Origin of the sequence: Mycobacterium sp. IS-1264 (assembly GCF_001954195.1) — a bacterium.
Taxonomy (GTDB): Bacteria; Actinomycetota; Actinomycetes; order Mycobacteriales; family Mycobacteriaceae; genus Mycobacterium.
Genome location: NZ_MBES01000058.1, coordinates 170,891 through 188,440, shown reverse-complemented (window position 1 = coordinate 188,440; position 17,550 = coordinate 170,891). Strand labels below are relative to the sequence as shown.

Genomic DNA, 17,550 nt, shown 5'->3' with positions numbered 1-17,550 from the left:
GCGGCACCCGAGTCGAAGCCCAGCAGGATGCCCGCCAGGAACCCGTTCAGCGGCGAGACCGGCCCGTCCCCGATCGGGTCCAGCCGGTCCAGCCCGAACCATGCGATGCTCCGCAGGACCGGCAGCACCCGCTGCCAGCCGTCGTCGCTGAGCGTGTACACGGTGCGTCCGATCGGGGCGGGTAGGTCGGCGCGGTCGACCAGCCCGGCGTCCTGGAGTTCCTTGAGTCGTTCGGCCAGCAGGTTGGTCGCGATGCCGGGGAGCTCGTCGCGCAGATCGCCGTAGCGGCGGGGCCCGCCGACCAGTTCGCGCAGGATCAGCAACGTCCACCGCTCGCCGAGGACGTCGAGGCCACGGGCGATCGGACAGTTCTGGTTGTAGTTCCTGCGGGTCGGCATAATGCCACCCTACCTGCGGGAGACATCTTTTTCAACTTCGTGCTTGATTTATTTGTCTATCAGCTTTAGTCTCTTGTCCATGCGTACCGAACCGATATTCCGAAACCACCCGATTTCCGCACTCGCCGTCATCTGCCTCGGCGTCTTCGTCATCAGCGTCGACGCCACCATCGTCAACGTCGCGCTGCCCACCCTGTCGCGTCAGCTCGGCGCCGACACCGCCCAGCTGCAATGGATCGTCGACGCCTACACCCTGGTCATGTCCGGCCTGCTGCTGTCGGCCGGCAGCCTGTCCGACCGTTACGGCCGGCGGGCCTGGCTCAACTCCGGGCTCGCGGTGTTCGCGCTGACATCCGCCGTTGCGGCACAAGCGAATTCGGCCGAGGCGCTTATCGCGGCTCGCGCCGCCATGGGTGTGGGGGCGGCGGTGATCTTCCCGACCACGCTGGGCCTGATCACGAACATCTTCACCGACCCGGTGCCGCGCGCCAAGGCCATCGGGCTCTGGGCGGCCATGGTGGGCGTCGGGGTGGCCGTCGGCCCGATCAGCGGCGGCTGGCTGCTCGAACACTTCTGGTGGGGCTCGATCTTCATGGTGAACATCCCCATCGCGGCACTGGCCATCGTCGGCGGCATCCTGTTCGTTCCCACCTCACGCGACCCCGCGGCACCGCGCGTCGACGTGCCCGGCCTGATCCTGTCCGCGGCCGGGATCACGACGCTGGTCTACACCGTCATCGAGGCGCCGACGTGGGGATGGACCAACGGCCGGACCGTGGCCGGGTTCGCGCTCGCCGCCGTCGTTCTCGCCGGGTTCGCGCTGTGGGAGCGGCGCAGCACCCATCCGATGCTGGATGTCTCGGTGTTCTTCAACCGCCGGTTCTCCGGTGGCAGCCTGGCAGTGACCGCCGGTTTCCTGACGTTGTTCGGCTTCATCTTCGTGATCACCCAGTACTTCCAATTCATCAAGGGCTACACGGCATTTCAGAGCGGCGTGCGATTGCTGCCGGTTGCCGCCCTGATCGCGCTGGCGAGCATCCTGGGCCCCCGGCTGGTCGAACGAATCGGCACCACCGCCGTCGTCGCCACCGGCCTCATCGTGTTCGCCGCCGGGCTGGCGTGGGCGTCCACGGCGGACGCCGCCACGCCCTACCTCGAGATCGCCCTGCAGATGGTGCTGCTCGGGGGAGGCCTCGGCCTGACCACCGCCCCGGCCACCGAGGCCATCATGGGATCGCTGGCCGTCGACAAGGCCGGCGTCGGCTCGGCCGTCAACGACACCACGCGTGAGCTGGGCGGCACCCTCGGCGTGGCCATCGCCGGGAGCATCTTCGCGTCGGTGTACTCGGGACATCTCGGCTCCGCCGCGCTGACCGGGCTGCCGGCCGACGCGATGCGGCACTCGATGGCGTTCGCCCACCGGGTGATCGAACAGCTGCCGGCGCACCAGGCCGGTTACGTCCGGGCCGCTGTCGACAACGCATTCCTGGACGGCCTCCAGGTGAGCTCGCTGGTGTGCGCGGGCATCGCGCTGGGCGCCGCGATCGTCGTGGCCTGGCTGTTGCCGGCACGCGAGCGGCAAGCGACGCCGTCACCCGAACTGGCCAACGCCTAACACCCTCCCGCACAGAAAGGCACCAAACCAATGGGTACATCAGACAGCACGTATGTCCTCGGCCACGCCGACGTGGAGGTGCAGCGACTCCTGCTGCAGGCAAGGTTGTACGACGGCTATACCGAGCACGCGCTGCGGCTCGCCGGGCTGCGCCCGGGCATGCGTGTGCTCGACATCGGCAGCGGGCCCGGCGACGTGTCGTTCATCGCCGCGGGGCTGGTCGGGCCGACGGGAAGCGTGCTCGGTGTGGACGCCGCACCCGAGATGGTCGAGCTCGCCCGCGCCCGCGCCGCCGAAAAAGGCCTGACAACAGTCCGTTTCATGCGATCGGCGATTGACGCCATCGCCCTGGACGAACCGATCGACGCCGTCATCGGCCGGCTGATCCTGATGCACCTGCCCGACCCGGCCGCCACGCTGCGGTATCTCAGCTCGTTGCTGCGCCCCGGCGGCGTGATCGCGTTCGCCGAGATCGACATCACCCGGGCGCGCAGCGTCCCGGACCTGCCGCTGTTCAGCCAAGTGACGTCGGGCATCGTCCGCGCCTTCGAGGCCATGGGCCTGTCCGCGCGGTTCGGCACCACACTGCACAACGTCTTCGCGGAGGCCGGCCTGGGCGCACCGCAGCTGACCATCGGCGCGCCGATCGGCACCGCCGCCGATGCCGACATCCTCGCCTACGGCGCGGAAGTCTGGCGGCTCGTCTCGCCCATCGCAGAACAAGGGGGCTATGGCCTCGACGATCTCGGCGACATGGCCGAGTTCGTGCCGCGTTTCCGCGAAGAGGCGCTGGCGGCCAGCGCCCTCATCACCATGCCCTCCATCATCACCGCATGGACGAAGGTGCAGAAATGACCGACACAATCGCCGACCAGTATTCGACGGGCCTGTCGCGCAACAACATCGAGCGGGCCCTGCTCGCCGCGGGCAAGAACCTCGACAACCTAGCGCCCGCCGACCTGGCCCTGCTCGAGGACTTCCACACCATGGGTCGCATCGCCACCGGCCGGCTGGTGGACCTGGCGCAGATCACCAGTGCCAGTAGGGTGCTCGACGCCGGCAGCGGGGTCGGCGGCACCGCCCGCTACATCGCCGACCGCTACGGCTGTACCGTCGACGCCGTCGACCTCACCGACGAATACTGCGACACCAGCCGTTGGCTCAATCGCCTCGTCGGACTCGACGACCTGGTCAGCGTCCGCCAGGCCGACGTCACCGAACTCCCGTTCGCCGACGGCACCTTCGACGTCGCCATCAGTCAGCACGTCCAGATGAACGTCGCCGACAAAGCTCGCCTGTATTCCGAGGCGCGGCGAGTACTGAAAGACGGCGGCCGGCTGGCCATGTGGGACATCACGATTGGCGATCACGGCGAACTCGACTATCCGCTGCCGTGGGCCGACCAGCCCGCCCACAGCCACCTGGTCACCGCCGAAGCATTACGTGCCGCCGTCGAGTCGGCCGGATTCTCGATCGAGCACTGGAACGATCTCACCGATCAGGCGGCCGCGCTCATGCAAGCCCTGCTGGCGCAGCCCGCCAACCCACTGGGCCTGCATGCCTTCGTCACCGACTTCAGGCGCAAGGCCGAGAATCTCACCCAGGCCCTGGCCGACGGACGGCTTCGAGCTATCCAGGCAGTCAGCGGAGGTTAACATCATGCAACGCAACGAGATTCCAGACCAGAAGTACACGACCGCGTGGACCGGTGGCCGCGGCGAGGTCAAGTTCCTCCGCCGTTCCGACGGCTCGCGGCTGCGCTACTTCACCGCGGGAACCGGCCCGCCGCTGGTCCTGCTGCACACGGTCCGCACCCAGCTGGACTACTTCCAACGCGTCATCCCCGCGCTCTGGGACGAATTCACGGTCTACGCGCTCGACCTCCCGGGCATGGGCTGGTCCGACATCGCTGCCGGCGCGAGGTATAACGAGCCGGAACTGCGAAGCGCCGTAGTGGAATTCGTCAGGGCGCTCAACCTGCGAGACGTCACACTGGCCGGCGAATCGATGGGCGCCGCGGTCGCGCTGCTGGCCTCGATCGAGCTGAGGGACAACGCGCGCAACGTGATCGCGTTCAACCCCTACGACTACCCGAGCGGACTGGAACGGGGCAACTGGTTCGCCCGCGTGATCGGAACGGCCATCCGGCTGCCCGGCTCCGGGCCGATCTTCGCCGCACTGGAAAACCGCCTCATCCTCAAAGGCGTGCTGGCCGGCGGCTTCGCCGACCGCGGCGCGCTGCCGAAGGACTTCCTCGTCGAGCTGCGCCGCAGCGGCCGCCGACGCGGCTACCCCAGGGTGGCCCGCGCAATCATGCGCAGCCTCAACGGGTTCATCGCCGCGCGGCCGCGTTACCCGGAGGTGAGCGCTCCCGTCACACTGGTCTATTCCGAACGCGACTGGTCGCGCCCCGCCGAACGCGAACACGTCGCTCGCCTGCTGAACGTCGACCCAGTCACGGTGCCCGGCGCGGGTCACTTCTCCGCGCTGGAGCGTCCGGCCGACGTGGTCCGCATCATCCGGGAAACCGCCCGCCCATGAACCAAACCCGGGCATTCTGGCTTGCGCTGATGATCCGGCTGACCGCGATCGGGTACCTGCTCTTCTTCGTGCCCGACCTCGTCCTCGCGAGCACGCATCACATCGGCACCCTGCCGCCGTTTTTCGCCCGCCTCTTCGACTGGGGCGAGGGCGGCGACTCGGTAGCGGTCATGTTCGCCACCGTCTACATCGTCTGGGCCCTCTTCCTGTTCGCGGCGGCGCGTGACCCACTCGCCAACCGGCTGTTTCTTGATTTCAATCTCACGGCGAACGCCGCCCACTTCGCCGCCATGCTCGTCATGGCCGCCGCCATGCACGGCGAACACCAGCACATCGCAGGGGTCGTGGTGCTCGGAGTGCTCACCACCGTGCCGCTGGCGGCGTGCTGGCTTCCGGTCCGGCGCCGCCGATGAGTTTCAGTGACTCGTCGCCTCCATACCGACATGACAACAATTGCGATTTTCGGGGCAACCGGCTACTCCGGCGGGAACATCGCCGAGGAGGCGCTGTCCCGCGGGCACCGAGTGATCGCGGTGGCCCGCAACACCAGCCCGTTGGCCGGCCGTACCGACATGGACGTCCGGCAGGGTTCATTGTTTGACGAGCGGTTCGTCCGCGACATCGCAGTGGACGCGGACGTAGTCGTGGTGGCCGTACCGGCGCATGGCACCGGCCTGGCCGAATACATCCCGGAACTGGGGCGAATTGCCACGGACAACGCGCTGCGCATCGGCGTGGTCGGCGGTGCGGGCAATCTGCGGGTTTCGCCCGATGGGCCGCGCGCGCTGGACACGCCGATCTTCCCCGAGGAGTTCAGGGCGGATGGCATCGCGCATGCCGAGGTGATGACGCGGCTGCGCGCATTGCCCGAGGACGTGGACTGGTTCAGCCTTTCCCCGCCGGCGGTGTACAACTCCGAGAACCGCGGCGAGCGCACTGGGATCTTTCGCGTCGGTGAGGACGTGCTCCTCATCGACGCCGAGGGCAACTCCCACATCGGCGGCGCCGACTATGCCATCGCCTTTGTCGACGAGATCGACAACCCGAGGCATCGCCGGGCGCTCTTCACCGCCGCGTACTGATCGCGCCTTGATCTGCCAACCCACAACAAACAGAGGATGAAGGGAAGTTCGGTGAGTGCAATCAACAGCGAACGCATGCCACGAAAGGGCTTGGCGTTCAAAGTGTTTCTGCGCGTCTACGGTGTCTTGACGCTCACAATCTTCGGTCTGCTCATCGTGGGATTCCTTGCGCAATCCCCGCTGCTCGCCGAACACGGCGGGGCTTTGAACTGGACGATCTGGAATGACGTTCGTTGCGGCAGCGAGCATATGCACGTTCCGCCGATGCTGATGGTGATCTACATCGTCTGGGGCGTGTTCCTCCTCCTCGCCGCCGCAGACCCATACAGCTATGCGTCCTTCCTGCGGTTCACAGCGTGGGCCAACCTGGCACACGGTGGCCTGATGATCGTGCAGGCCGCCACCGAATTAGACAAATACTGGAGCAAGTTCCTCACCGACATACCGTTCGTGCTGATTCTTGCTGTGGGCATTTTCGTGTGGGGGCGCGGCGCAAAGCTCCAGCGGCCAGGCCGGGACGTCCCGCCAACCCCTGCGATCAGTTAAGAGCCACGGCCGGTGATCTGTGGCGGCTCGCGGGCAAGCATGGTGGAGTATTAGCGGCCAACTACTCCGAGAGTGAGGATCCGCTGTGCTGGGTCTGCCAGAAAAGGTGCGTGCCTGCCTGTTCGACCTCGACGGTGTGCTCACCGACACCGCGAGCGTGCACACCAAGGCCTGGAAGGCCATGTTCGACGCCTACCTCTCCCAACGCGCCGAGAGCACGGGCGAAAAATTCGTCCCCTTCGACGAGGCGGCGGACTACCGGCAGTACGTCGACGGCAAGAAACGAGAGGACGGCGTCCGGTCGTTTCTGAGTAGCCGCGGAATCGAACTGCCCGAAGGCAGTCCCGACGATCCCGACGGCGCCGACACCGTCTACGGCCTGGGTAACCGCAAGAACGACATGTTCCAGAAGGTGTTGCACGACGACGGGGTCAAGGTGTTCGAAGGGTCGCGCCGCTATCTGGAAGCGGCCTCGGCGGCGGCGCTCGGCATCGCGGTGGTGTCCTCGAGCGCCAACACCCGCGACGTGCTCGAGATCACCGGGCTCGACCGGTTCGTCCAGCAGCGGGTGGACGGCATCACCTTGCGCGACGAGCACATCGCCGGCAAGCCCGCCCCCGACTCCTTCCTGCGGGCCGCACAGCTACTCGACGTCCCGGCCGACGCGGCGGCCGTATTCGAAGACGCGTTATCCGGCGTGCAGGCCGGTCGCGCCGGTAACTTCGGCTTCGTGGTGGGCGTCGACCGAGTGGGCCAGGCCGAGGACTTGCGGCGAAACGGCGCCGACGTCGTGGTGACCGATCTGGCCGAATTGCTGCAGTCATGATCACCCAGGAAGCGTTCCCCGTCGAACCGTGGCAGGTCCGCGAAACCAAGCTGGACCTGAACCTGATCGCCCAGTCGGAATCCCTGTTCGCCCTGTCCAACGGGCACATCGGGCTGCGCGGCAACCTCGACGAGGGCGAGCCGCACGGCCTGCCGGGCACGTACCTGAACTCCTTCTACGAAATCCGGCCCCTGCCGTACGCCGAGGCCGGATACGGCTATCCCGAGGCCGGTCAGACCGTCGTCGACGTGACCAACGGCAAGATCTTCCGGCTGCTGGTCGGGGATGAGCCCTTCGACGTCCGGTACGGCAAATTGCTCTCGCACGAGCGCACCCTCGACCTGCGGGCCGGGACGCTGACCCGCCGGGCCCACTGGTGCTCGCCTTCGGGCAAGCAGGTCAAGGTGGTGTCCACCCGTCTGGTGTCGCTGGCGCAACGCAGCGTCGCGGCCATCGAATACGTCGTCGAGGCCGTCGACGAATTCGTTCGCGTGACCGTGCAGTCCGAGCTCGTCACCAACGAGGATCAGCCGACCACGTCGGCCGACCCGCGGGTGGCGGCCATTCTGGACAACCCGCTCGAGGCCGTCGACCACGAAAAGACCGAGTACGGCGCGCTTCTCATGCACCGGACCCGGAGCAGCGCGCTGATGATGGCCGCCGCGATGGATCACGAGATCGACGTTCCCGGACGCGTCGAAGTGAACACCGACGCGCGTGAGGACTTGGCGCGCACCACCGTGATCTGCGGGCTGCGCCCCGGGCAAAAGCTGCGCATCGTCAAATATCTGGCCTATGGCTGGTCGAGTCTGCGTTCGCGCCCGGCGCTGCGCGACCAGGCCGCCGCCGCACTGCACAGCGCCCGCTACACCGGGTGGCAGGGATTGCTGGACGCGCAGCGGTCCTACCTCGACAACTTCTGGGAGAGCGCCGACGTCGAGGTCGAGGGCGACTCCGAATCGCAGCAGGCGGTGCGCTTCGGACTGTTCCACCTGTTGCAGGCCAGCGCGCGCGCCGAACGCCGCGCGATTCCCAGCAAGGGACTCACGGGAACCGGCTACGACGGCCACGCCTTCTGGGACACCGAGGGATACGTGCTGCCGGTGCTCACCTATACCGCGCCCCACGCGGTCGCCGATGCCCTGCGATGGCGGGCCTCGACGATGGACCTGGCCCGGGACCGGGCGGCCGAACTCGGCCTGGAGGGTGTCGCCTTTCCGTGGCGCACCATCCGCGGCCAGGAGTGCTCGGCATACTGGCCGGCCGGCACCGCGGCCTGGCATATCAACGCCGACATCGCGATGGCCTTCGAGCGGTATCGCGTGGTCACCGGCGACCAATCGCTGGAGGCCGAGTGCGGCCTCAACGTTCTGGTCGAGACCTCCCGGCTGTGGATGTCGCTCGGGCACCACGACCGCCATGGTGTCTGGCACCTGGACGGGGTCACCGGCCCCGACGAATACACGGCGATCGTCCGCGACAACGTCTTCACCAACCTGATGGCCGCACACAACCTGCTCGTCGCCGCCGACGCGTGTAACCGCCATCCCGAGAAGGCAGCAGAACTGGGCGTCTCCACCGAAGAGGCCGCCTCGTGGCGTGATGCGGCCGGCGCCGTCAACATCCCCTACGACGAGGAGCTGGGAGTCCATCAGCAGTGCGAAGGCTTTACCACCTTCGCGGAGTGGGACTTTGAAGCCAACACGACCTATCCGCTGCTGTTGCACGAAGCGTATGTGCGGCTCTACCCCGCGCAGGTGATCAAGCAGGCCGACCTGGTGCTGGCGATGCAATTGCAGAGCCACGCGTTCACGGCCGAGCAGAAGGCCCGCAACGTCGACTACTACGAGCGTCGGATGGTGCGCGACTCGTCGCTGTCGGCCTGCACCCAGGCGGTGATGTGTGCCGAGGTCGGGCACCTCGAGCTGGCGCATGACTACGCCTACGAGGCCGCGCTGATCGACCTGCGCGACTTGCACAGCAACACCCGCGACGGGCTGCACATGGCTTCCTTGGCCGGCGCGTGGATGGCGCTGATCAACGGTTTCGGCGGCCTGCGCGACGACGAGGGTGTCCTGGCCCTGGATCCCCAACTGCCCGATGGCATTTCGCGACTTCGGTTCCGGCTGCGGTGGCGGGATTTCCGGGTGACGGTCGACGCCAACCACTCCGATGTCACCTATACGCTGCGCGACGGGCCCGGCGGCGACCTGACCATCAGGCATGCCGGCGAGGAACTCGAACTGAGCACCGAGAAGCCGACGACCATCGCGGTGCGCCGGCGCAAGCCGCTGCTGCCGGCGCCACCCCAGCCCCCGGGCCGCGAGCCCGTGCACCGGCGCAGCATGCTTCAGCAGCTGACCGAACGCTGAGCCGTCAGTGCGGCTGAACCATCCGGGCCACCTCGGTGCGGATCGCCTCGCGAATTTCGGGCTCGGGCATGTCGTCCAGACCGGTCGCGGAGCGCAGGATGGGCGCGAACAACCGCCAACCGAATTGCAGCGCAAGGGCATTGGCCACGGCTAACCGTGCGGCGGTGTCCTCGTCATGCAGTGGCCGCACCAACTCCAGCAGGGCCGCGATGTTCGGAAAGTGCTTCTGCAACTGGGCGGCCGGATACCCGTCCAGCAGCGTGCGGGCCATGACCCGCATCTGCCGGTCCAGGGCATCGTCCAAAACGCCGAGGGTCTCGCCGGCCTGCAGTCGCTCTTTCAGATTTGCGCCCAGCCGATCAAGCACGGCACCGACGAGCTGTTCCTTGGTGCCGAAATGGCGGAACACCAGCCCGTGGTTCACCCTCGACCGGGCGGCGATGTCGCGGATCGAGGTCGCCGCCGGGCCCCGCTCGGCGAACAGGTCGGTGGCCGCTTCCAGGATCGCCGCGGCCACCTCCTCCCGCCCGGTGGGTGTTTTCGAGCGACCCCTTGCGGAAGGTGTAGTCATATGACTACAGTAGCGCATGTAGTCAGTTGACTACACCTAGGATGACACAAAAGGACGACAAAATGACGCAGCCTGTAACCGTGACCAAGCTGGGCAGCCGCATCGGCGCCCGGGTCGACGGGGTGCGCCTGGGCGGCGACCTGGACCCGGCCGCGGTCGAGGCGATCCACCAGGCGCTGCTGACCCACAAGGTGATCTTCTTCCGCCACCAGCACCACCTCGACGACCGACAGCAACTCGCCTTCGCCCGCCTGCTGGGCACCCCGATCGGCCACCCGGCCGCGGCGGTGCTCGCCGCCAAGGACGCGCCGATCATCACCCCGATCAACTCCGAGTACGGCAAGGCCACCCGCTGGCACACCGACGTGACGTTCGCCGCCAACTATCCGGCGGCCTCGATCCTGCGCGCGGTCACCCTGCCCAGCTACGGCGGGTCGACGCTGTGGGCTTCGACCGCGGCGGCCTACGAGCACCTGCCCGAGCCGCTGCGCTGCCTCGTCGAAAACCTGTGGGCGCTGCACACCAACCGCTATGACTACGTGACCACCGAAGCGGCCCTGGCGATGACCGACGCGCAGCGGGCGTTCCGGCAGGCGTTCGAGAAACCGGATTTCCGCACCGAGCATCCCGTGGTGCGGGTGCACCCGGAGACCGGCGAGCGCACCCTGCTGCTCGGCGATTTCGTGCGCGGTTTCGTCGGCCTCGACGACCACGAGTCAAGCCAGCTCCTGGAATTACTCCAGCGGCGAATCACCGTGCCCGAGAACACGATTCGCTGGAATTGGGCGCCTGGCGACGTGGCCATCTGGGACAACCGGTCGACCCAGCACCGGGCCGTTGACGACTACGACAACCAACCCCGCCTCATGCACCGCGTCACATTGATGGGCGACGTGCCCGTCAGCGTGCACGGCGAGCGCAGCCGGGTGGTCAGCGGCGCACCCCTCGAGGTGATCGCGAGCTAACCGGCAGAGCTGACCGGATCGACCGGCAGCCAGCGCAGGGCGCCCGGTGCGTCGAGGGGTACCACCGGGTGCCGGGGCGCGATCGGGGCGAGCCGCCGATAGGCGTCACCCTGCAGGGGACGCTCATCGATCTCGCCCTTGTTCGGCCACAGTGACGCGGCCCGCTCCGCCTGGGCGGTAATCGACAGCGACGGGTTGACGCCCAGGTTCGCCGATATGGCGGCGCCGTCGACCACCAACAGCGTCGGGTAGCCATAGACCCGGTGATACGGGTCGATGACACCGTGCTCGGGGCCGTGGCCGATCACCGCCCCGCCGAGGAAGTGCGCGGTCAGCGGGATGTTGAACAGTTCGCCCCAGGTGCCGCCGGCGACGCCGTCGATCTTGGCGGCGATGCGGCGGGTGACCTCGTTGCCGACCGGAATCCAGGTCGGGTTCGGCTCGCCGTGCCCCTGCTTGCTGGTGTACCAGCGGATGCCCAGCTTCCCGCGCTTGGTGAAGGTGGTGATCGAGTTGTCCAGGTGCTGCATCACCAGCGCGATCATCGTGCGCTCACTCCACTGGCGGGGATTGAGCAGCCGCAGCATGCCGCGCGGATCTTCGCGGCCCGTCTCGAGCAACTGCTTCCACCGGGGCACGTCGGTTCCCTCGGGGCCGGGGCCGTCGGTCATCAACGTCTGCAGCAGCCCCATCGCGTTGGAGCCCTTGCCGTAGCGCACCGGCTCGATGTGGGTGTCCGACGTCGGGTGGATCGACGACGTGATGGCCACGCCGTGGGTCAGATCCAGATCCGGCGAGACCTCCAACCGCCCGGCGCCGACGATCGATTCGGAGTTGGTCCGGGTCAACACCCCCAGCCGCTTCGACAGGCGCGGCAGCCGGCCCTTGTCGCGCATCTTGAACAACAGGTGCTGCGTTCCCCACGTGCCCGCGGCCAGGATCAGGTAGTTGGCGGTGTAGGTGCGCCTGTCGCGGCGCAGCCAACTTCCGGTGCGAACGGTGCGGACCTCCCACAGCCCGTCGGCCCGCTGCTCGAATCCCTTGACGGTCGTCATCGGAATCACTTGCGCCCCAGCCGATTCCGCCAGTCCGAGGTAGTTCTTCAGCAGCGTGTTCTTGGCGCCGTAGCGACACCCCGTCATGCAGCAGCCGCATTCCAGGCAGCCGGTGCGCGCCGGCCCCGCGCCGCCGAAGTACGGGTCGGGAACGGTCTTGCCCGGCGTCTTGGTGCCGTCGGGCCCGAAGAACACCCCCACCGGGGTGGGCACCCAGGTGTCGCCGCATCCCATGTCGTCGGCGACGGCTTTCACGATGCGGTCGGCGTCGGTGAAGGTCGGGTTGAACACGACGCCCAGCATCCGCTGCGCCTGCTCGTAGTGCGGCATCAGCTCGCTGCGCCAGTCGGTGATGTGCGACCACTGCGGATCTTTGAAGAACGGCTCGGGTGGGACGTACAACGTGTTGGCGTAGTTGAGCGAACCGCCGCCCACACCCGCGCCGGCCAGGATCATGACGTTGCGCAGCGGGTGGATCCGTTGGATGCCGTAGCACCCCAGCCTGGGCGCCCAGAGGAACTTGCGCAGATCCCAGGACGTCTTGGCGAACTCCTCGTCGGAGAACCGGCGGCCGGCCTCCAACACGCCTACCCGGTAACCCTTTTCGGTCAGCCGCAGCGCGCTGACGCTACCCCCAAAACCCGATCCGATGATCAGGACGTCGTAATCCGGTTTCATCGCCCCAGTATGGCCGTACCGGCCGGTAATAAACCAGGTCGGGTACTCCGACTTCGGCGCCAGCGTGCGGCTGGCCGCACGTTCGGAGTCCAGCGTGCGGCTGGCCGCACGTTCGGCGGCCGAAAGCGCTCAGCAGCCGACGGTCAGGCCGACCTTCTGGAACTCCTTGAGATCGCAATAGCCGGCCTTGGCCATGGCGCGGCGCAGCCCGCCGACCAGGTTCAGGCTGCCGAACGGATCGTCGGACGGACCGTTGAGAACCTGGCGCAGTGGCGGGCGCTCCCCGACCGCGATCTGCAGCAGCGCCCCACGCGGCAACGACGGGTGCGCCGCCGCTGCCGGCCAGAACCACCCGTCGCCGAGCGCCTCGGCGCTTTCGGCCAGCGGCGTGCCGAGCACTACCGCGTCGGCCCCGCATGCGATGGCCTTGGCCAGCTCTCCGGAGGTGTGGATGTCGCCGTCGGCCAGCACATGCACGTAGCGGCCGCCCGTCTCGTCGAGGTATTCGCGCCGCGCGGCCGCGGCGTCGGCGATCGCGGTGGCCATCGGCACGCTGATGCCCAGCACCTCGTCGCTGGTGGTCACGCCCCGGGTGGAGCCGTAACCGACGATGACGCCAGCGGCGCCGGTCCGCATCAGGTGCAGCGCGGTGCGATGGTCGAGCACGCCGCCGGCGACCACCGGCACGTCGAGCTCGGAGATGAAGGTCTTCAGGTTCAGCGGCTCGCCGTCGCTGGCCACCCGTTCGGCGGAGACGATGGTGCCCTGGATGACCAGCAGGTCGATGCCGGCCGCCACCAGCACCGGCGTCAGCGCCTGCGCGTTCTGCGGGCTGACCCGCACCGCGGTGATGACCCCGGCGTCGCGGATGCGGGCCACCGCGGCGCCCAACAGGTCCGGGTTGAGCGGGGCCGCATGCAGCTCCTGCAGCAGCCGGATCGACGCCGAGGGTTCGGGCTCCTTTTCCGCGGCCTCGACGAGCTGCGCGATCTTGGCCTCGACGTCGGCGTGCCGGCCGATCAGCCCCTCGCCGTTGAGCACCCCCAGGCCACCGAGCTTGCCGAGCTCGATCGCGAACTCCGGCGACACCAGGGCATCGGTCGGGTGCGCCACGACCGGGATCTCGAAGCGGTAGGCGTCCAGCTGCCACGCCGTCGACACGTCCTGCGACGAGCGGGTGCGCCGCGACGGCACGATGCTGACTTCACTGAGTTCGTAGGTGCGACGGGCGACGCGACCCATCCCGATCTCGACCATGGCCAGTTCGCTGTTCACCGCGCGTAGTAATTAGGTGCTTCGACCGTCATCGAGACGTCGTGCGGGTGGCTCTCCTTCAGCCCGGCCGGCGTGATCCGGACGAACTGCGCCTGCTGCAGCACCTCGATGGTGGGCGAGCCGGTGTATCCCATCGCGGCCCGCAGGCCGCCGGTCAGCTGGTGGATCACCGACGACAGCGGGCCGCGGAACGGCACCCGGCCCTCGATGCCCTCGGGGACCAGCTTGTCCTCGGAGAGCGCGTCGTCGGCGAAGTAGCGGTCCTTGGAGTAGGACTTCGCCCCGCCGCGGCCCTGCATGGCGCCCAGCGACCCCATCCCCCGATAGCTCTTGAACTGCTTGCCGTTGACGAAGATCAGCTCGCCCGGCGCCTCGGCGGTGCCGGCCAACAGCGAGCCCAGCATCGCGGTCGACGCGCCGGCGGCCAGCGCCTTGGCGATATCGCCGGAGTACTGCAGGCCCCCGTCGGCGATGACCGGCACGCCGGCCGGACCGCACACCGCGACGGCCTCCAGGATCGCGGTGATCTGGGGCGCGCCGACGCCGGCCACCACCCGGGTGGTGCAGATCGAACCCGGTCCGACGCCGACCTTCACCGCGTCGGCACCGGCGTCGACCAGGGCCGCGGCGGCCGCCCTGGTGGCGACGTTGCCGCCGATCACCTCGACCTTCTCGCCCACCTCGGCCTTGAGTTTGCCGACCATGTCGAGCACCAGCCGGTTGTGCGCGTGCGCGGTGTCCACGATCAGCACGTCCACCCCGGCGTCGACGAGCATCATCGCGCGCACCCACGCGTCGCCGCCGACGCCGACGGCGGCGCCGACCAGCAGCCGCCCGTCGCTGTCCTTGGTGGCCAGCGGGTGTTGTTCGGTCTTGACGAAGTCCTTGACGGTGATCAGCCCGGTCAGCCGGCCGTGGCCGTCGACGACGGGCAGTTTCTCGATCTTGTTGCGCCGCAACAGGCCCAGGGCCGCGTCGGCGCTGACGCCCTCCTGGGCGGTGATCAGCGGGGCCTTGGTCATCACCTCGGCGACTTTTCTGGTCTGATCGACCTCGAAGCGCATGTCGCGGTTGGTGATGATGCCGACCAGCGCGCCGGCGTCGTCGACCACCGGCAGCCCGGAGATCCGGAACTTGGCGCACATCGCGTCGACCTGAGCCAAAGTGTTGTCCGGCCGGCAGGTGACCGGGTCGGTGACCATGCCGGCCTCGGATCGCTTGACCATCTCGACCTGGCCGGCCTGCTCGGCGACCGGCAGGTTGCGGTGCAGCACCCCCATGCCGCCGGCCCGGGCCATCGCGATGGCCATCCGGGATTCGGTCACGGTGTCCATCGCCGAGCTGACCAGCGGCACTTTGAGTCTGATCTTCTTGGTGAGCTGGCTGGACGTGTCCGCGGTGGCGGGCACCACGTCGGAAGCGGCAGGCAACAGCAAGACGTCGTCGAAAGTCAGGCCCAGCATCGCCACCTTGTACGGGTCGTCGCCCCCGGTCACCACCCGGTCGTCCGCCAGGCCACTCACGGGCGCATCCCGCACGTACGGACTGGCGACCAGCTCGGAGCTGTCTTCTAGGTGGGACATGCCACGGGACATCGGTGAAGCCCTCCATGCGCGCGGAGTGAGAAACCCATCCTATCGGCTCGCGGAGACCATCGAGACTCGCTCGGCCGGGCGTGCCGCGGGCCGGTTTACGCCGGGCCGCGCGCGACCTCCCTGCTGGCGTTATGACGGCCCGCCTGCGTAGTCTAGAGGCGTGCGCGACCACCTCCCACCGGGTTTGCCACCCGACCCGTTTGCCGACGACCCCTGCGACCCGTCGGCGGCACTGGACGCCGTCGAGCCGGGACAGCCCCTGGACGCCCAAGAGCGAATGGCGGTAGAGGCCGACCTGGCCGACCTGGCCGTTTACGAAGCTCTGTTGGCGCACAAGGGGATTCGCGGGCTGGTCGTGTGCTGTGACGAGTGCCAGCAAGACCACTACCACGACTGGGACATGTTGCGCGCGAATTTGCTGCAGCTGCTCATCGACGGCACGGTCCGTCCGCACGAGCCCGCCTACGACCCCGAGCCCGACGCGTACGTCACGTGGGATTACTGCCGGGGATATGCGGATGCGTCGCTCAACGAAGCGACGTCAGACGCCGACGGGTTTCACCGGCGTCACTGAACGCCTCGTACCTCCAGCGCCCGGTGGCTAGCCGCCCGGCGCCGTCGAAGACGGCGTGGACGTCTGCCCGTGGTGGTGGTGTCGACTCGACGACGGAGTCGTCGAGGATGCGGATGACGGAGACGACGAAGGGCTCGGGCTGACCGCCGTGGTACTCGGAGTCGGCGACACACTCGACGCGGCCGGGGCCTTCGGGGGCTTGGTCTGCGGCGCCGGGGTAACGGCCTGCGGCGGCGGCAGCGTGGCGTTCGGGTCGCGCGACTGGACGCGGGTGTTCAGCAGATTGACCTGATCCATCAGGTCGGTGCGGCTGGCCCCGTCGTTCATGGACTGCACGGCACTGCTCACCTCGGCCAGCTGGTTGTGGGCCTGCGCCCATTGGCCTTCGTTGATCAGTTGCTGAACCTTCGCCAGCTCGGCCTTGGCCGACAGCTCAATTTTTTGGTCGTTGACCCGCGGCTGGTCGTAGAACATCGCGTGCAGGCCGTACAAGGCGTCCCCGGGCCGGGCCTCGACCACCATGGCACCGAAGCCGCTGAGCACCAACAGCGTCGCGGCCACCGATCCGATCGCCGCCAGGCCCCGACGGCTGCGCCCGCCGCGTTCGGCAAGTCCGGCGCGCAGCGCCTCGATCGCATCTTCCGGCGACACCAGCGCACTGGCCGGTGGCCACCGCAGATCGTCGCGCCATTCCGCCAGGAGGGCGGCCAGCGCGTCGTCGTCGGGGTCGTCCAGATCGACGGGCCGCCGTTCGGCGAGCGCGTCGAGAAGCAAATCGGTGCTGGCGAATTCGTCCAAGGATTCAGGCATAGTCACCCGCCGCGACGATCTCGGATTTCAGGCGGTTCAACGCCCGGTGCTGGGCCACCCGCACCGCGCCCGGCGTCGCGCCGACGGCGGCTGCGGTCTCCTCGGCGGACAGGCCGACGACGACGCGCAGGATCAGGATCTCGCGCTGCTTGGAGGGCAAGATCTCGAGGAGTTCGTTCATGCGGCTGGCCGAATCGGCCTCGATGGCACGCTGTTCGGGCCCGGCCTCGGACGACCAGCGCTCGGGAACCGAATCGGAGGGGAAGGCGAGATCGCGGCCGGCGGCGCGGTGGGCGTCGGCGACCTTGTGGGCCGCAATGCCGTACAGGAAGGCCAGGAATGGGCGGCCCCGATCCCGGTAGCGCGGCAGCGCCGTAATAGTGGCCAAGCAAACCTCCTGCGCCACGTCATCGGCTGACAGGCCACCCCGATCGATTGTGCCGACCCGAGCCCGGCAATACCGCACGACAATCGGACGGATGGTCTCCAGCACCTCCCGTAATGCCTTCGTGTCTCCCGCTACAGCCTCGGCAACCACAGCGTCGAGACGTTCCGCTTGAATTGTCATCGACGGCGGTATCTCCAACGTTACGAACCGGACACAGCACGGGCTATCACGGGCTAACTCACGCAATGACTTTAACGGC

The 17,550-nt window shown here is 68.0% G+C and carries 17 protein-coding genes and 1 pseudogene; 11 read left to right on the top strand and 7 right to left on the bottom strand.

From position 1 onward, the window contains the following. On the bottom strand, nt 1-398 hold a 398-nt coding region (locus A5744_RS13500; protein ID WP_139331335.1), incomplete at its 3' end, for a helix-turn-helix domain-containing protein. Between the two features lie 79 nt (nt 399-477). On the opposite strand from A5744_RS13500, the gene A5744_RS13495 reads away from it, so the two are divergent. From A5744_RS13495 to A5744_RS13455, 9 genes and pseudogenes are all read left to right on the top strand, one after another. Continuing rightward, on the top strand, nt 478-2,013 hold the full coding sequence (locus tag A5744_RS13495; protein WP_076061724.1) for an MFS transporter: 1,536 nt from the start codon (nt 478-480) through the stop codon (nt 2,011-2,013). A 30-nt stretch (nt 2,014-2,043) separates the two neighbouring features. Then, the gene (locus A5744_RS13490) at nt 2,044-2,868 is read left to right on the top strand and encodes a class I SAM-dependent methyltransferase (protein ID WP_076061722.1); all 825 of its coding nucleotides are present in this window, start codon (nt 2,044-2,046) and stop codon (nt 2,866-2,868) included. Further along, nucleotides 2,865-3,668: a class I SAM-dependent methyltransferase gene (locus tag A5744_RS13485; RefSeq protein WP_076061720.1), complete on the top strand. Its 804-nt coding sequence runs from the start codon at nt 2,865-2,867 to the stop codon at nt 3,666-3,668. Before A5744_RS13490 ends, A5744_RS13485 begins: the two co-directional genes overlap by 4 nt. A gap of 4 nt (nt 3,669-3,672) precedes the next feature. Next, a complete protein-coding gene (locus tag A5744_RS13480) occupies nt 3,673-4,554 on the top strand; it encodes an alpha/beta hydrolase (RefSeq protein WP_076061718.1) in 882 nt (293 codons plus the stop codon). Continuing rightward, nucleotides 4,551-4,967, top strand: a complete 417-nt coding sequence (locus tag A5744_RS13475) for a hypothetical protein (RefSeq protein ID WP_076061716.1) — start codon at nt 4,551-4,553, stop codon at nt 4,965-4,967. The genes A5744_RS13480 and A5744_RS13475 overlap by 4 nt, the downstream gene beginning before the upstream one ends. 30 nt (nt 4,968-4,997) lie before the next feature. Then, nucleotides 4,998-5,636, top strand: a complete 639-nt coding sequence (locus tag A5744_RS13470) for an NAD(P)H-binding protein (protein ID WP_076061714.1) — start codon at nt 4,998-5,000, stop codon at nt 5,634-5,636. Between the two features lie 51 nt (nt 5,637-5,687). Next, a complete protein-coding gene (locus A5744_RS13465) occupies nt 5,688-6,182 on the top strand; it encodes a DUF6632 domain-containing protein (RefSeq protein WP_139329673.1) in 495 nt (164 codons plus the stop codon). Nucleotides 6,183-6,254: 72 nt separating this feature from the next. Then, nucleotides 6,255-7,008 (top strand): annotated as a pseudogene (locus A5744_RS13460) (beta-phosphoglucomutase family hydrolase). Continuing rightward, a complete protein-coding gene (locus A5744_RS13455; RefSeq protein WP_076061708.1) occupies nt 7,005-9,380 on the top strand; it encodes a glycoside hydrolase family 65 protein in 2,376 nt (791 codons plus the stop codon). The pseudogene A5744_RS13460 and the gene A5744_RS13455 overlap by 4 nt, the downstream one beginning before the upstream one ends. Before the next feature lie 4 nt (nt 9,381-9,384). Here the strand turns inward: A5744_RS13455 and A5744_RS13450 are convergent, their stop codons facing one another. Further along, entirely contained in the window at nt 9,385-9,951 is a 567-nt protein-coding gene (locus A5744_RS13450) for a TetR/AcrR family transcriptional regulator (protein ID WP_076061706.1), read from the bottom strand. A gap of 62 nt (nt 9,952-10,013) precedes the next feature. Here A5744_RS13450 and A5744_RS13445 point away from each other — a divergent pair, with 62 nt between their 5' ends. After that, nucleotides 10,014-10,916 carry a TauD/TfdA family dioxygenase gene (locus A5744_RS13445; RefSeq protein WP_076061762.1) on the top strand — a complete coding sequence of 301 codons (903 nt, stop codon included), beginning with the start codon at nt 10,014-10,016 and terminating at the stop codon, nt 10,914-10,916. Here A5744_RS13445 and A5744_RS13440 read toward each other — a convergent pair. The 3 genes from A5744_RS13440 to guaB form a co-directional block, all read right to left on the bottom strand. Beyond that, nucleotides 10,913-12,649 carry a GMC family oxidoreductase gene (locus A5744_RS13440; protein WP_076061704.1) on the bottom strand — a complete coding sequence of 579 codons (1,737 nt, stop codon included), beginning with the start codon at nt 12,647-12,649 and terminating at the stop codon, nt 10,913-10,915. The two genes, A5744_RS13445 and A5744_RS13440, sit on opposite strands and share 4 nt — an antisense overlap. Nucleotides 12,650-12,778: 129 nt before the next feature. Continuing rightward, nucleotides 12,779-13,906, bottom strand: a complete 1,128-nt coding sequence (locus A5744_RS13435; RefSeq protein ID WP_076061760.1) for a GuaB3 family IMP dehydrogenase-related protein — start codon at nt 13,904-13,906, stop codon at nt 12,779-12,781. A gap of 14 nt (nt 13,907-13,920) precedes the next feature. Then, nucleotides 13,921-15,519: an IMP dehydrogenase gene (gene guaB, locus A5744_RS13430; protein ID WP_076061703.1), complete on the bottom strand. Its 1,599-nt coding sequence runs from the start codon at nt 15,517-15,519 to the stop codon at nt 13,921-13,923. A gap of 160 nt (nt 15,520-15,679) precedes the next feature. Between guaB and A5744_RS13425 the strand changes: the two genes are divergently transcribed. Next, on the top strand, nt 15,680-16,093 hold the full coding sequence (locus A5744_RS13425) for a DUF5319 domain-containing protein (RefSeq protein WP_076061701.1): 414 nt from the start codon (nt 15,680-15,682) through the stop codon (nt 16,091-16,093). Nucleotides 16,094-16,120: 27 nt separating this feature from the next. Here the strand turns inward: A5744_RS13425 and A5744_RS13420 are convergent, their stop codons facing one another. Further along, on the bottom strand, nt 16,121-16,903 hold the full coding sequence (locus A5744_RS13420; RefSeq protein WP_083679290.1) for an anti-sigma-D factor RsdA: 783 nt from the start codon (nt 16,901-16,903) through the stop codon (nt 16,121-16,123). Beyond that, complete coding sequence (locus tag A5744_RS13415) at nt 16,896-17,471, bottom strand: sigma-70 family RNA polymerase sigma factor (RefSeq protein ID WP_076061698.1); 576 nt, start codon at nt 17,469-17,471, stop codon at nt 16,896-16,898. The genes A5744_RS13420 and A5744_RS13415 overlap by 8 nt, the downstream gene beginning before the upstream one ends. Nucleotides 17,472-17,550: the final 79 nt, after the last annotated feature.

Excerpts from the sequence above, each read along its gene's own strand:
- A5744_RS13495 (WP_076061724.1), top strand. The coding sequence starts at position 478 with ATGCGTACCGAACCGATATTCCGAAACCACCCGATTTCCGCACTCGCC.
- A5744_RS13490 (WP_076061722.1), top strand. The coding sequence starts at position 2,044 with ATGGGTACATCAGACAGCACGTATGTCCTCGGCCACGCCGACGTGGAG.
- A5744_RS13485 (WP_076061720.1), top strand. The coding sequence starts at position 2,865 with ATGACCGACACAATCGCCGACCAGTATTCGACGGGCCTGTCGCGCAAC.
- A5744_RS13480 (WP_076061718.1), top strand. The coding sequence starts at position 3,673 with ATGCAACGCAACGAGATTCCAGACCAGAAGTACACGACCGCGTGGACC.
- A5744_RS13475 (WP_076061716.1), top strand. The coding sequence starts at position 4,551 with ATGAACCAAACCCGGGCATTCTGGCTTGCGCTGATGATCCGGCTGACC.
- A5744_RS13470 (WP_076061714.1), top strand. The coding sequence starts at position 4,998 with ATGACAACAATTGCGATTTTCGGGGCAACCGGCTACTCCGGCGGGAAC.
- A5744_RS13455 (WP_076061708.1), top strand. The coding sequence starts at position 7,005 with ATGATCACCCAGGAAGCGTTCCCCGTCGAACCGTGGCAGGTCCGCGAA.
- A5744_RS13450 (WP_076061706.1), bottom strand. The coding sequence starts at position 9,951 with ATGACTACACCTTCCGCAAGGGGTCGCTCGAAAACACCCACCGGGCGG.
- A5744_RS13445 (WP_076061762.1), top strand. The coding sequence starts at position 10,014 with ATGACGCAGCCTGTAACCGTGACCAAGCTGGGCAGCCGCATCGGCGCC.
- A5744_RS13440 (WP_076061704.1), bottom strand. The coding sequence starts at position 12,649 with ATGAAACCGGATTACGACGTCCTGATCATCGGATCGGGTTTTGGGGGT.
- A5744_RS13435 (WP_076061760.1), bottom strand. The coding sequence starts at position 13,906 with ATGGTCGAGATCGGGATGGGTCGCGTCGCCCGTCGCACCTACGAACTC.
- guaB (WP_076061703.1), bottom strand. The coding sequence starts at position 15,519 with ATGTCCCGTGGCATGTCCCACCTAGAAGACAGCTCCGAGCTGGTCGCC.
- A5744_RS13420 (WP_083679290.1), bottom strand. The coding sequence starts at position 16,903 with ATGCCTGAATCCTTGGACGAATTCGCCAGCACCGATTTGCTTCTCGAC.
- A5744_RS13415 (WP_076061698.1), bottom strand. The coding sequence starts at position 17,471 with ATGACAATTCAAGCGGAACGTCTCGACGCTGTGGTTGCCGAGGCTGTA.